Source organism: Sedimenticola hydrogenitrophicus, from assembly GCF_025175675.1.
GTDB lineage: Bacteria > Pseudomonadota > Gammaproteobacteria > Chromatiales > Chromatiaceae > Sedimenticola > Sedimenticola hydrogenitrophicus.
Genome location: NZ_JANIOA010000003.1, coordinates 44,136 through 58,048, shown reverse-complemented (window position 1 = coordinate 58,048; position 13,913 = coordinate 44,136). Strand labels below are relative to the sequence as shown.

Annotated in this window: 12 protein-coding genes and 1 riboswitch; of the genes, 8 read left to right on the top strand and 4 right to left on the bottom strand. The window is 58.6% G+C overall.

The window, feature by feature from the left end; genetic code table 11:
- Positions 1–26 precede the first annotated feature (26 nt).
- The 4 genes from NPX02_RS03055 to bluB form a co-directional block, all read right to left on the bottom strand.
- Positions 27–1,751 carry an ATP-binding SpoIIE family protein phosphatase gene (locus NPX02_RS03055; RefSeq protein WP_260291731.1) on the bottom strand — a complete coding sequence of 575 codons (1,725 nt, stop codon included), beginning with the start codon at positions 1,749–1,751 and terminating at the stop codon, positions 27–29.
- Between the two features lie 401 nt (positions 1,752–2,152).
- The gene (locus NPX02_RS03050) at positions 2,153–2,605 is read right to left on the bottom strand and encodes an RNA-binding protein (protein WP_260291730.1); all 453 of its coding nucleotides are present in this window, start codon (positions 2,603–2,605) and stop codon (positions 2,153–2,155) included.
- A gap of 274 nt (positions 2,606–2,879) precedes the next feature.
- Positions 2,880–4,886, bottom strand: coding sequence for a sodium-translocating pyrophosphatase (locus tag NPX02_RS03045; RefSeq protein ID WP_260291729.1), 2,007 nt, complete (start codon positions 4,884–4,886; stop codon positions 2,880–2,882).
- 315 nt (positions 4,887–5,201) lie between these two features.
- Positions 5,202–5,936: a 5,6-dimethylbenzimidazole synthase gene (bluB, locus tag NPX02_RS03040; RefSeq protein WP_260291728.1), complete on the bottom strand. Its 735-nt coding sequence runs from the start codon at positions 5,934–5,936 to the stop codon at positions 5,202–5,204.
- A 46-nt stretch (positions 5,937–5,982) separates the two neighbouring features.
- Positions 5,983–6,193: riboswitch (cobalamin riboswitch) on the bottom strand.
- Between the two features lie 88 nt (positions 6,194–6,281).
- Between bluB and cobU the strand changes: the two genes are divergently transcribed.
- The 8 genes from cobU (at position 6,282) to NPX02_RS03000 (ending at position 13,795) form a co-directional block, all read left to right on the top strand.
- Positions 6,282–6,809 carry a bifunctional adenosylcobinamide kinase/adenosylcobinamide-phosphate guanylyltransferase gene (gene cobU, locus NPX02_RS03035; protein ID WP_260291727.1) on the top strand — a complete coding sequence of 176 codons (528 nt, stop codon included), beginning with the start codon at positions 6,282–6,284 and terminating at the stop codon, positions 6,807–6,809.
- On the top strand, positions 6,806–7,855 hold the full coding sequence (gene cobT, locus NPX02_RS03030; protein WP_418067315.1) for a nicotinate-nucleotide--dimethylbenzimidazole phosphoribosyltransferase: 1,050 nt from the start codon (positions 6,806–6,808) through the stop codon (positions 7,853–7,855). Before cobU ends, cobT begins: the two co-directional genes overlap by 4 nt.
- Complete coding sequence (locus NPX02_RS03025; protein ID WP_260291726.1) at positions 7,852–8,490, top strand: histidine phosphatase family protein; 639 nt, start codon at positions 7,852–7,854, stop codon at positions 8,488–8,490. Before cobT ends, NPX02_RS03025 begins: the two co-directional genes overlap by 4 nt.
- Positions 8,491–8,494: 4 nt before the next feature.
- Positions 8,495–9,235, top strand: coding sequence for an adenosylcobinamide-GDP ribazoletransferase (locus NPX02_RS03020; RefSeq protein WP_260291725.1), 741 nt, complete (start codon positions 8,495–8,497; stop codon positions 9,233–9,235).
- Positions 9,232–10,134, top strand: coding sequence for an adenosylcobinamide-phosphate synthase CbiB (cbiB, locus tag NPX02_RS03015; RefSeq protein WP_260291723.1), 903 nt, complete (start codon positions 9,232–9,234; stop codon positions 10,132–10,134). Before NPX02_RS03020 ends, cbiB begins: the two co-directional genes overlap by 4 nt.
- Positions 10,127–11,110, top strand: a complete 984-nt coding sequence (cobD, locus tag NPX02_RS03010; protein ID WP_260291722.1) for a threonine-phosphate decarboxylase CobD — start codon at positions 10,127–10,129, stop codon at positions 11,108–11,110. The genes cbiB and cobD overlap by 8 nt, the downstream gene beginning before the upstream one ends.
- A gap of 321 nt (positions 11,111–11,431) precedes the next feature.
- The gene (locus NPX02_RS03005; protein WP_260291721.1) at positions 11,432–11,866 is read left to right on the top strand and encodes a hypothetical protein; all 435 of its coding nucleotides are present in this window, start codon (positions 11,432–11,434) and stop codon (positions 11,864–11,866) included.
- Between the two features lie 387 nt (positions 11,867–12,253).
- On the top strand, positions 12,254–13,795 hold the full coding sequence (locus tag NPX02_RS03000) for a TIGR03013 family XrtA/PEP-CTERM system glycosyltransferase (RefSeq protein ID WP_260291720.1): 1,542 nt from the start codon (positions 12,254–12,256) through the stop codon (positions 13,793–13,795).
- Positions 13,796–13,913: the final 118 nt, after the last annotated feature.

The following is a 13,913-nucleotide window of genomic DNA, read 5'->3' as shown; positions in this document are numbered from 1 at the left end:
AGGAAACAGTTGGTCGGGAAATCGCATCAGATGGCCGCTTCGGTGGCCCAGGAGAAGACGATCGTCACTTTGTTTCCCGGTTCTTCATAATTTACCGAATCACAGAGGGAGTGGAGAAATTGAATGCCCCGGCCACTCGGAATGTTCAATTCCGGTTGTAGATAGGCATTGATAATCGAAAGATCGAAGCCGGGACCGCTATCTTCAACCCGTATTTTTATCTTCCCGCCCTGCGCCGTTTTATAGCTCTGAATAGCGATGTTGATGAACCCCTGATCCAGATGCTGCAGACGCTTCTCGCGCTCGGCAAAATACTCGGCGAACCCATCCGTTGTACTCTTTATCTCCGAGTTCAGGTTAAGTAGCCCATGGTCAAGCGCATTGACATAGAGCTCGCTGAGCAGGGTAAACAGTAGCCGACGATGTCGATGCAGTCCCTCCATTTCCTGGATATGGTTGATAAGCAGGGGGATGGGGTCGGTTTTGTTTAAACGACTACCGGGCAGGGTGATGGAAAACTCCAGCGGATCGCCCTCGGAACCCGCCGTTGTCGGCACGAATTCGCCTTTGATCGGCGCGCTGGAAGCAGGGGGGATCCGCCCGAGGCTGTTTTCTTTTTCCGCCCACCTGGGCAGAAGTTCTGGTACGCAGGGGATATCCGCAAGGCTGATATCGTCGTCCTGAGGGGCACCCGCACAGAACGCCGTAAGCGCACCGAGGACGCTGTCGAGGACCGACTTATCGGGTCGCTTATCGAGGAGTGCCTGTTCGAGGCGCGCCTTGCCAAAATAGGCATTGTCCCTGTTTCTCGCCTCGGTAACGCCGTCGCTCACCAGTAATATACGGTCGCCCGGGGTGATCCTGGCGCGGACAAACTGCTCCTGAAATTCCAATTCAGGCGCTATGCCAAGTGGGAAGGATTGCGAGCTGAAGCGCTGGCGGATGGTTCCGGACGCACCATCCAGAAGCAGGATGTCCGGCATGCCGCAATTTATTACTTTGACATAATCGAGATCGTGGTTGATGGCGATGAACTGGATGGCGAAAAACATGCCGGTCGGTAGCAGGCTGTAGAGTTTCTGGTTGATCCCCGAGACGATCTGCTGCGGTGAAAACCCTTTGGCGGTCATGGCGCGAAACACTTCCGCCGCCGGCAGCGCACCAAATGCCGCCGCAAGACCGTGTCCGGTGAAATCGCCCAACAGGATGTGAACGTTGCTGGACGGGGCATAGGCGCTTAACAACACATCGCCGTTGAATTCCTCGGCCGGCTTGATAATAGTATTCAGGCAGTCCCGTTTGATATTGTCCGCGATCACCGCACCGTTAAATACCGTCTCCGCCATTTCCTGGTCCATTCGCATCTGGCCATGCAGGCGCATGGCATCCGAATGGATCTGCCGCACCCGTTCGAAGGAGTGCAGCTTGGCTTGCAGCAGAATCGGCGATACCGGCTTGGTGAGAAAGTCGTGTCCTCCCAACTCGATGCAACTCGCATAGGCTTCTTCGTCCGTCTGTGCCGATAAGCAGATAAACGGGATGAACTTGCGGTCCCTGACAGAAAGCATTCGTCTCACCGCCTGATGGCCATCCTGCCCGGCGATTTCCTGGTCGATAAAAACGATGGTCGGTCTTTCGGTCGTGAAATAATCCAGCGCCACCTGCGGGTCGGCGGTCTCCAGCACCCGATAGCCGGCCGCCTCCAGGACCGGCCGAAGCGTTTTACGGCTCTGCGCTTCATCAATGAGCAATGCAGTCTGCCCGTCCCGTCTGCCTTGCTGACGCAGTGGAAAACATAGCTCAGGTATTGTCGGCATACGCGGTTACCTATACAGCCGGGAATAGATCGATGAGACCAGCGAAATACATGTGGCTGTATCGGCCTGGCGGGGGATTTCTTGACAGGAGTGCCGGATTACCCGCCTCGCTTCGGCCCCGGCGTAGAGCGGGTCGCATGGCGTGGCCAGGTACAGGTGGCCAGGCAGGCAAGCGCACTGGCGGCGGGCAAGGAGCGTTTCAGTCAATCCCGACAGACTCCGGGTCTACCCAAACAGACTGGAACTTATAAATACTGGAATATTGGCCCGTTATCGCCTGGCGGCGCTACGAACTAGGGCTAAGCATATATTTCCGCTATTTCTGGCGGCCTACACTAGTGCGGCAGCGCCGCAAAACCGCCGCCGTGTAACCGTGTATCGGCGGTGATTCCGGCATGCAGATGATCCAGGCGTATTCCGGGCCGCCGGCGATCCTGCTTGCGCTGCTCGTGGAGCGCATCGGGTGCCGTGGATGAGCGATCTCTTCTGTCCCGATGTATGGAGCGACGGAAGAATTTCCGCACCTCAACGCGCTTGTTTTTGAATATTTCGCCGTCGAGCCGGTGGATCAGGCTGAGGGCGGCCGACGCAGGGGTGACATGGGCGATGCCATGGTATTCAACCTGCCCGAGCTTGGGGTCCTCGATGCGGCAGATATCACAATGTCGAAGGGTTCCGAGCGGCGAAAATTGCAGCAGATACCACTTGGGATTCAGGGCCGAGGTAATGAACTGCATCAGGTCGAGCCGGGTGGTGGCATTGGGTAGCCTGCGAATGAAAATATCCATGATCCACTTCCTGTATGCGCGCTCTGGAGGTCACCGAATAATTAGACCATATTCTGGTCAAATCGATCCACTCCCGACATCGTCAGAAGAAAATTGCCTGTCCGGATACCATGCGGAATAGAGCAACGCCGGCCGGTAGGTCCTGTAAATAATATTACTACATAAGAGGTATACAGGGGACGGTCGGAGGTCGGCCGGGGAGGCGCGGCGACCGAAACATATCGGTCGCCGCCCCCATGATCCGGGTCAGCCCGCGGATCATCGTTTTCCCGGGTCAGTCCAGTAGCGGGGCGATGACCAGGCTGACAATCGCCATGACGTTGATGAGAATGTTCATCGAGGGGCCCGAGGTATCCTTGAAGGGATCGCCGACGGTGTCGCCCACCACAGCGGCCTTATGGACATCGGAGCCCTTGCCGCCGAAGTTGCCTTTTTCGATATGCTTCTTGGCGTTGTCCCAGGCGCCGCCGGCATTGGCCATCATCAGCGCCAGGAGCACACAGGCGAGCAAGGCCCCACCCAGCATGCCGCCGAGCGCCTCGGCACCCAATATAAAGCCGATGACCATCGGTGCCGCTACCGCGATGACTCCCGGCAGAATCATCTTCTTCAGGGCGGCCGTCGTGGCGATATCCACACAGCGTGCGCTGTCGGGATCGGCGGTGCCTTCCATCAGACCCGGTATCTCGCGGAATTGCCGACGGATCTCCTTGATCATATCGAAGGCGGCATCACCTACGGCGGTCATGGTGATCGACGCGATCAGGAACGGCAGGACGCCGCCGATGAACAGACCGATGAGCACATGCGGATTGTTCAGGCTGAGTGCGAAATCGGGTATGTTGGCGGAGACGGTCTCGACATAGGCGGTAATAATGGCCAGCGCCGCCAGTGCCGCGGCACCGATGGCAAAGCCCTTGCCGATGGCGGCCGTGGTGTTACCCAGCTCGTCCAGGGAATCGGTGATGGCGCGGGTGTCCGGACCCAGTCCGCCCATCTCGGCAATACCGCCTGCGTTATCCGCAACCGGCCCGTAGGCGTCGATCGCCATGGTAATACCCACCGTCGCCAGCATGCCGACGGCGGCGATGCCCACACCGTAAAGTCCTACCAGTGAGCTTGAGACGAAGATAATGGCACAGATGGTGAGGATCGGAATGACCACTGACTGCATACCGATGGCGAGCCCCGCGATCATCACGGTGGCCGGGCCGGTCTCACCGGCTTTTGCAATCCGTATGACGGGTTTGCCGGCAGTATAGTATTCGGTGACCAGTCCGATGATGATGCCACCGACCGCCCCGGAGAGTACCGCACCCCAGACGGCGGCGGATACCCCGATCACCTTGATCAATGCCAGGGAGGTGATGATAAAGAGGATCGTCGCCCCAATGGTGCCGATTCGCAACGCGACTTCCGGGCTCTTTGCCGAGTACTTGCGTACCAGCAGAATGCCCATGACCGAGCATATCAGTCCCAGCGAGGAGAGCGCCAGGGGCAGGAACATCAGGTCCGCCTGCTTGCCCAGTGGGTCGAGGAAGTCGGCCGTCATGGTGGAGGCGATGGCAATGGTGGCAATCATAGCGCCGCAATAAGACTCGAAGATATCCGACCCCATGCCGGCCACATCGCCCACGTTGTCGCCCACGTTATCGGCAATGACTCCGGGATTGCGTGGATCATCCTCCGGAATGCCCGCTTCGATCTTACCCACCAGGTCGGCACCCACATCGGCTGACTTGGTGAAAATACCACCGCCGACACGGGAGAACAGGGCCACGGTCGAGGCGCCCATGCCGAACCCGTGGATGGCATGGGCCGTTTCCGGATCGCCCCCGAAGAAGAGGTAGAGGGTACCAAGCCCAAGCAGGCCCAGCGAAGCGACCGAGAGACCCATAATGGAACCGCCGAAGAAGGCGATGGAGAGGGCTTCGGACGCACCCTTCTCGTGAGCCGCGGTGGTGGTTCTCACGTTGGCCTGGGTGGCCGCGAACATGCCGATATAACCGGCCAAAGCGGAGGCGCTGGCGCCCACGACGAAGGCAAATGCGGTTTTCACCCCCAGCATGAACAGCAGCAGTACCACAAGGATTGCCGAGAAGGCAGCCAACATTTGGTATTCGCGCCGCATGAAGACCATGGCGCCTTCATGTATCGCTTCGGCTATTTTGGTGACTTTTTCGCCGCCGGTCTCGTAGCGCATGACCAGCTTGTAGATTTTTAAGGCCACAAACAGGCCCAGTATCCCCAGTAATGGCGGTAGCAAGTTACTTAAACTCATTTCTCCCCTCGTTTTTTTTATTCAACATAAAAACAACTATCCGGGGTTAATGACAACGAGCGGCATTAACCCCTGAACAGACAGTCCTGACACAAGACGAATGGAACAACGGAACCGTACTGCTTCTGGTAACGCAAGATAAACTACCCGAATAGGCCAATTAATAAAAGCAATCAAGAGTATATCCGAATCCGTTTCTATTGACAGTCCCTTGGGAAGGTGAAAATTTGCGCTAAATCAACAGACCCGGCCGGCCCGTGGCGGAGTGCAGAGAGCACCCGGGGGAGGCGTTCGCCTCCCCCGGGTGGTTGCGGATCAATAGGCCGGTCTGGCTAGTTCTGTCAATAATCCCTGTTCTTCCTTCGGGTGACTGTTTTCCCAGTGGTCAACGTAGACCAGCTCCTCTAGTGGCAACCGCTCCCGCCAGCCGGCGCTCTTTAGTTCGGGCTCGCTGAAGAAGTGCTCGACGTAGCCCAGACAGAGATAGGCGACCGGGGTGACCTGTGCCGGCAGATTCAACAGTTGTTTGAGTTTTGACCGGTCAAATATACTGACCCAGCCGACACCGACACCTTCACTCCGGGCGGCGAGCCAGAGATTCTGCACCGCACAGACACTGCTGTAGATATCCATGGCCATATAATGGGTACGCCCGATGACAACCGGACCGGCACGTTCGCGGTCGCAGGTGATCACCAGGTTTAGCGGAGATTCCAGGATGCCCTCCAGCTTGAGTGAACTGTAGGTATGTCGTTTCTCGGCTGTTTCGAACATCGCCTCGGCTTCCCGGTTGGCTTCGAGGAACAACTGATGTACCTGTTGCCTGACCTCCCGGGAGCGTATCAACAGGAAATTCCACGGCTGCATGAAACCCACGGATGGCGCATGATGCGCCGCCTGTAACAGGCGGGCCAGGATCTCGTCCGGAATCGGATCCGGCTTGAACTGCCCCCGGACATCGCGGCGCGAGTAGATCGCCTTGTACAGGGCGTGGCGTTCGGCGTCACTGAAAACGTGCTCGAATTGGTGCTCAATAGATTGATTTTCCATCATATTCCCCTTGGCTGGAAAACCGAGGATAGGTGACCAGGTATCCTTCGTGATTGGGCTTCAGGCCGGTCTTCTGACTTAGGATCATCTTTATACAGATACCTTCCCGGGCAAGCAGCCCAGTGGCTGACCGCGTCCGCATGGACCGGTCCACCCGTAAAATCCCCATTACAGCGTTGGGCACGTAGCGGAGTCTCACCGCTTTCCCGATTCTCCCGGCCGCAAACCGGCCGGGCACCTGAAGTTGTATGGAAGCGGCGATTCTACAGGAATTGCGTTTCAAGTTTACCTTCGATTATTTGGCCTCCATAATGGGCGCTTTTTGATCCAGCGGGTAAGCATGGCGTGAAACAGCTGATTCTCGGGGGCGCCCGCTCGGGCAAGAGCGCCTTGGCGGAACGACTGGCAACGGAGTCGTCCAGTCGGGTGATCTATGTCGCCACGGCAGCGCTGGTAGAGGAAGATCTGGAGATGGAGCGGCGCATCAGGCGGCACCGTGAACGGCGTCCCGAGCGCTGGCAGCTGATCGAGGAGCCGTTGAATCTCGCCGCCACCCTCCGCCAGCACTGCACCGACGGACAACTGCTGCTGGTCGATTGCCTGACCCTTTGGCTATCCAATATCCTGCTGTTGGATGACGGCCGGCACTTTCAGGAACAGACCGAGGCGCTGTTGTCGGTAGTGCCGGATTTGCCGGGCGACCTGATTCTGGTCAGCAACGAGGTGGGGCTCGGCATCGTGCCGCTGGGCGAGATCACCCGGCGTTTTCAGGACGAGTCCGGTTGGCTGCATCAGCGCCTGGCACAGCTCTGTGACCGGGTCGTATTCACCGTGGCAGGCCTGCCACTGATACTTAAAGGGGAACCACTTTGAAACCAGACTGGCTGAATGACCCGGTAGCGGTACCGGACCGGACCTATAGCGATATCGCGACAGCGCGGCAACTGCAGCTGACCAAGCCGGCCGGATCGCTGGGCATGCTGGAGTCGCTGGCAATCCGCCTGGCGGTCCTGCAGGGCCGGGAGTCACCCCGGGTGGACAAGGTGTGGGTAACGGTGTTTGCCGGCGATCATGGGGTTGCCGCTTCCGGGGTTTCCGCCTTTCCCCAGGAGGTCACCGTACAGATGGTGGCCAATTTTTCCGCCGGCGGCGCGGCCATCAGCGTGTTGGCGGATTCCCTCGACGCCACCCTGGAAGTGGTCGATGTCGGTACCGTGGCCGAACCGGCGGATCTGCCCGGTGTCATCAGTCACCGCGCCGGGGCGGGCACCGCCAACCTGCAGCATCAGGATGCCATGACCCCCGCGCAACTGGCTATCGCCCTGGATGCCGGTCGTGCCGCGGCCCGCAGGGCATTGGCACAGGGGGCTGAACTGTTTATCGGCGGCGACATGGGGATCGGCAACACCACGGCGGCGGCGGCAGTCGGCTGCGCACTGCTGGAGGCCGAACCCGAAAAGCTGGCGGGGCCGGGGACCGGCCTCGACCAGCAGGGTGTCTCCCACAAGGTCAGGCTGCTGAGAGAGGCGCTGCAACGCTACGGGGACCTCACCCATCAACCCCTGGAGGCACTGCGTTGTCTGGGGGGGTTCGAGATCGCCGCCCTGGCCGGTGCCTACCTCTGCTGTGCCCAGGCGGGCTTGCCGGTGCTGGTCGATGGCTATATCACCACGGCCGCCGCGCTGGTGGCGGTACGCCACCGGCCCGAGGTGCGGGAGTGGCTGCTGTTTTCCCATCAATCGGCCGAGCCGGGTCATCAGTTGATGCTGCAGGCGCTGGACGCGCGTCCGCTGCTGAACCTGGGCATGCGCCTGGGCGAGGGCAGCGGGGCGGCGACCGCGGTGCCTCTGTTGCGTGCAGCCTGTGATCTGCATAACCGCATGGCAACCTTTGCCGATGCCGGTGTGGCCGGGGGATGAGTGTGCCGCGAGTGGATCCGGAAACGGGCGGTGGCCCGACCACGATCGATCTGATCCGTCATGGCGAACCGGAAGGTGGCGTGCTGTTTCGCGGCTGGCGTGATGATCCGCTGAGCGATCGCGGCTGGCGGCAGATGCGTGAGGCGACAGCCGGCCACGCCCCCTGGGACCGCATCATCTCCTCGCCGTTGTTGCGCTGTGCGCAGTTTGCCGCCGAGTTGAGTCACAAGGCGGGCATCCCGATGACAATCGATGAGCGCCTTAAAGAGATCGGCTTTGGTGACTGGGAGGGCCGCTCACCGGAGATCCTGTATCGGGAATCTCCCCAACTGGTGGGCGCCTTCTGGAATAACCCCGTGGACTGCCCGCCACCTGGGGGGGAACCGATGACCCGGTTTCAATCCCGGGTGGCATCGGCCTGGCGGGATATCCAGTCGCTGCATGAAGGCCAGCACCTGTTGATCGTTGCCCATGGGGGCGTCAATCGGATGATCATCGGCCAGGTGCTGGAGATCTCCCTGCGTCATCTGTTCCGGATAGAGCTACCCTATGCGGGAATCAGTCGAATCCGTATTGAGCAGGGCTGTCCGCGGCTGGTGTTTCATTGCGGATCAGCGGCCCCTGAAAACGATTGAATATATGATCCGGCAATTTCTCTTCGCATTACAGTTTCTGACCCGGTTGCCGGTTCCCGTGCCGGGTCCGCTGCCGGGTGAAGCGGAGCAGGGGAGAAGCCTGCTCTACTATCCGTTGGTCGGTCTGCTGATCGGGCTGTTGCTGATAGTCACCGACAGCTTGGCCGGCACGGCCGATCCTCTGCTGCGTGCCGTGCTGTTGCTGGTCGTCTGGGTGGTGGTGACCGGCGGGTTGCATATAGACGGGCTCGCCGATATGGCCGACGCCTGGATCGGCGGTCAGGGGAACCGGGACAGAACCCTGGAGATCATGAAGGACCCCACCTGCGGCCCCATGGCGGTCACTGGCGTGGTGCTGTTGTTGCTGGTCAAGCTGGCCGCGCTGCAGGCGCTGGCAACGCAGGGCGCCTGGGGCGTCCTTCTGGTGGCCCCGCTGCTCGGTCGGCTCAGTCTGATTGCGATCTTTCTCTACCTGCCCTATATCAGGCCGGTGGGCCTCGGTTCCACGCTCGCCGCGCATCTGCCGCGAGCGCAGGCCGTCCGGGTGCTGCTGGCCTCGGCACTCTTCTGTCTGGTGATATTGGGATGGTCCGCCGTGTGGATCCTGTTATCCTGCGCCGCGCTGTTTTATCTCTACCGCCAGGCCATCATGTCACGCATCGGTGGTTTCACCGGCGATGCGGCAGGGGCCCTCTGTGAACTGACCGAGGCGATGTCGCTGGTTGTGGCGGCCGTGCTGCTGTGAGTTTCGCGCTGATTCTGCCAGCGCTGTTGCTGGACTGGACGCTGGGTGAACCCAGGCGCTGGCACCCATTGATCGGGTTCGGCCGGATGGCGCACTCTCTGGAGAACCGCCTGAACAGGCGCAGCGGCAAAGCCATGCGGATCGCCGGCAGCCTTGCCGTTCTGCTGCTGGTGACGCCCCTGGCCCTGGCCGCCCATGGTCTCAGTGGCTGGCTGGGTCCCCTGTTCGATATCCTGCTGCTGTATCTCGCGATCGGCGCCAACAGCCTGGCGGGGCATGCGCGAGCGGTAGCCGAGGCACTGCAACTTCCCGACCCGGATGCCGCCAGAGAGCGGGTCGGCAGGATCGTTAGCCGGGATACCCAGGATATGCCGCACGCGGCCATCGTCAGTGCCACCCTGGAGTCGGTGCTGGAAAACGGCGCCGATGCGATCTTTGGTGCACTGTTCTGGTTTTTGCTGGCCGGCGCCCCGGGGGTGGTGGTCTATCGGCTGGTCAATACGCTGGATGCCATGTGGGGCTACCGTACCCCGCGCTTCCTGGATTTTGGCTGGAGTGCTGCGCGCCTGGATGACCTGCTGAACTGGTTGCCGGCCCGGCTGACCGCCCTGGCTTATGCCGTTGCCGGTGATTGGCGCGGAAGTATCCGCTGTTGGCGGGAGCAGGCCGGCATCCTCGACAGCCCCAATGCCGGGGTCGTGATGACGGCCGGGGCGGGTGCGCTCGGCGTGATACTCGGCGGTCCCTGTTGCTATGCCGGGTTGGTGAAAAACAAACCCCATTTCGGGACCGGGGCGGTCCCCGCAACGGGTGATATCTATCGTGCCATCGATCTGGTGCACAAAAGCCTGCTGTTGTGGGTGATTGGGATATTGATGGGAGGATGGCTGCTTGCTTGAGCATGGCGGGAGGCTGAGAGCTGCCGCGGAGGCCTATCGGATTCCGCTGGAGGAGTGGGTGGATCTTTCGACCGGCATCAATCCGGACGGCTGGGTCACCCCGCGGCCGCCCGATAAAGTGTGGCGGCGCCTGCCGGAAGAGGAGGACGGGCTGGAGCAGGCGGCGCGTCTCTACTATGGATGCCGCAGTCTGCTGCCGGCGGCGGGCTCGCAGCAGGCGATTCAGGTGCTTCCCGCACTCAGACCCGTTTCGAATGTTGGGGTGGTTGAGCCCTGCTACGGCGAACATCCGCACGCCTGGAGATACGGCAACCACCGGGTACGGATGATCGCCGCGGATGCGATAGAAGGCCGCATCGATGAGCTGGATGTGCTGGTTATCTGTAATCCCAACAATCCGGATGGCCGTGTTTTTACCCGGTCACAGTTATTGGCATGGCATAACAGGCTTTCAGCAAGAGGCGGCTGGCTGGTGATCGATGAAGCCTTTATGGATGCCACACCGGAACAGAGTCTGGCCGGCGTTACGCCCAGGGCCGGACTGATCATCCTGCGTTCGTTGGGAAAATTTTTCGGGTTGGCCGGGGTCCGGGTGGGATTTGTCCTGGCCGAAACAGCGCTGCTCGAGCGGATACGGGTGAAACTCGGTCCCTGGAGCATTGCGGGGCCGTCACGCTGGGTGGCTATCGGGGCGCTGTCCGACGAGGCGTGGCAGGTGAGGATGCGTGGTGAACTCTCCCTGGCCGGAGCCCGGCTGCAAACGCTATTGAGCCGTGCTGGTCTAAAACCCACGGGAGGGACATTACTGTTCCAGTATGTTAAAAGCGCGGCGGCCGATTCGATTGCGGATCGCCTGGCGCGCCACGGTATCCTGGTGCGACACTTCCCGGAGCAGTCGGCTATTCGTTTTGGACTGCCGGATGGAGAGCCGGCGTGGGATCGATTGGCGGATTGCCTGGCTCGGCGAGCTGAATGAAATCGCGCGGAGGAGATAACATGTCGGATTATTTTACAGCTCAGCACGAACTCGCGAATTATATTTCTTATATTACATAGAGATATATAAATGGCGAGAATATTGCATAAACGAGATTGACTGAAAAAATGGTTCTAAAATAATACAAAATCCAATTGTAGGATATCACTTACTCTGATTGTAGGGCTGGTCTCCAAGTGTACAAGGAATATCTTGCAAAAAGGGTAGTCCATAGGCTGATTTCATACTGACTGAGATTCGTGAAATGAGCACGCATCAGATCCGCAAGCGGACCGGTTTGGTTTAGGAAAGGGCAAGAGCATGAGAGTGGTGCTTTACTTTGTCGCCTTCGGTTTTTTGTTCGCATTCGTCATTCCGATGCTGGTCGGTAGCTTCATCGACGAGGACGATCAGGTTGCCCGGCAGCTGCGACAGGGTGCCGATCCAACTGCCATCATGGGGGGGACCGCTTCCGGCACAGCCGGTGATAGTTGCACAGCCGAAGGGTATCACTATCTGATGACGGGTGACGGTTATCCGTATGTTCAACAGCAAAATAGTCCGTACATAGCGGCACTTATAAATAATGATATCGTAATCATGATGGTCCACGAGAGTGACAATCTGGCTATACCGGTGTTGGCTTCAGGGCCGCTCCCAGAGGCGGTAGAGGGGCTTTCCGCTGTCTTGAAACGGTGTGTCCAGAGCGATACAAAACCTCGGGTTACCCCGCTGTCACTGCAGAATCGAGAGTGAATCCATTGCCTGATTAATGCCTGAAATCAGCCGGCGACAGGATGTTGCACGGGCTGCCGGGTCAGATTGTCCCCTGCCGAATCATGAATAAGCTTCCCTGTGCAAGTTTGCCGACCACTCCATGAAGAGCGGATATATGCGGATTTCAAGGGTGCCGGTCGCGCTAATATAGGCAGCGCTATGCCTTGGCTTGAATCGACCAGGCTAGGCATATCTCTCGCCAGGGTTTACTATTAGCAGGCGATAGAACGATTTTACCGGGGTATTCAAGGCAGAGTAATAATTCAACTGACACTGTTTTGCAGTTTTGCTGACACAAAACCCGGGTAGAGTAGAACAAAGTTCGCCAAGGAAAGAATAGAATAACCAGGGTGCAAGGGAGAATGTATGAGCGCTCAAGGCAGTCCTAAGATTACATTGATTCGGTCCGTGAATGAGCAGCCTATTTTACGGCATTCCGAATCCGAAGGTGTGTCTGCCGATGTCGTGACAAGCGACAAGATGAGTGTCTTTTCGCGCCTTCACTCGCTAAGAGGAAAGGTGCGGCTTTTCGGACACTTCTTTCATGCCCAGTTCCTCTTGCTCGCCGTAGTTGAATATCTCTCGTTTGTATCGGTATACCTGTTCGTGTCGCCCCTGCTGGATACCACCCGGCTTTCCTCTCCACTGGCCCAGCGTTGGCCGGAAGCGGCCTTCGCCGGCATGATTCTGGTCCTTGCCATCGCCTCCATGGGGCTGTACGACGCCCGCCAGCGGGAAGGTATCAAGGGAGCGCTGATCAGACTGATGGTGGCATGTCTCTCGGGTCTTCTGGCGATGATCCTGCTGGATGCGCTTTTTTCGCTGTTTACCACGGATGCCGCCTATATCGGCGAATTTGTTCTGCTGGCCATCGTCTATTCGATCGGGCTCAGAATCTACTTCTACAAATTTGTCGATGGTAATGTCCTGCAGCGGCGGGTCCTGGTCGTCGGGGCCGGCCGACGCGCCGCGTCCATCGATAAACTCAGGCGCAAGACCGATCAGCGGGGTTTTGAGCTGGTCGGTTATGTACGGACCTCCCCGGACGAGCCGGTTCAGGTGGGCAATCACAAACTGCTCGATATTGATGACGATATCCGCCATTTTGCCGTCGAGCATCAGATAGATGAAATCGTCATTGCACCGGATGACAGGCGCAGAAGATTGCCCCTTGAAGGCCTGATCGACTGCCGCATGAGCGGCATATCGATAACCGATTTGCTCGATTTTTTCGAACGTGAAACAGAAAAGATAAGGCTAGACCTTATCCAGCCAAGCTGGCTGATCTATGCGGAAGGTTTCAAGCGCAATATTCTCCGTTCCGTTGCCAAGCGGGCATTCGATATCCTGATCAGTTCGGTGATGCTGCTCATCTGTGCACCGCTGATGGCGCTGACGGCACTTGCCATTCTGCTGGAGGGCAAGGGGCGCGGGCCGGTGTTATACAGACAGGAACGTGTAGGGCGGGATGGGCGATGCTTTAATCTCTACAAGTTTCGCAGTATGCGCGCGGACGCAGAAAAGGATGGCGTGGCCCGCTGGGCGCAACCGAACGACTCAAGAATTACCCGGGTCGGTTCATGCATACGCAAATACCGCTTGGATGAGTTACCCCAGCTATGGAATATTTTTGTCAGCGACATGAGCCTGGTGGGCCCCCGCCCGGAACGCCCCGAGTTTGTAGAGCAGCTCTCTAAAGTGAATGCCCTGTACAAGGAAAGACACCGGGTCACGCCCGGGCTGGCCGGCTGGGCGCAGGTCTGCTACCCCTACGGAGCCTCCAGGAAAGACTCCATGGAAAAGCTTCAATACGACCTCTATTACGTGAAAAACCACGGCCTGTTGTTTGATTTCTACATACTGGTGCAAACAGCGGAGATTATTTTTTTCAAAAAGGGTGTGCGCTAGGAGTCTGTCGGACTTAACGCTGATCTACTGCGGAAAAGCCGGATTTGGCCATATTTTCCGATCTTTCTCGTTAAATAGGTCCACTATTCTCCTCGAAAGATCGAAAAATCTGGCTCAA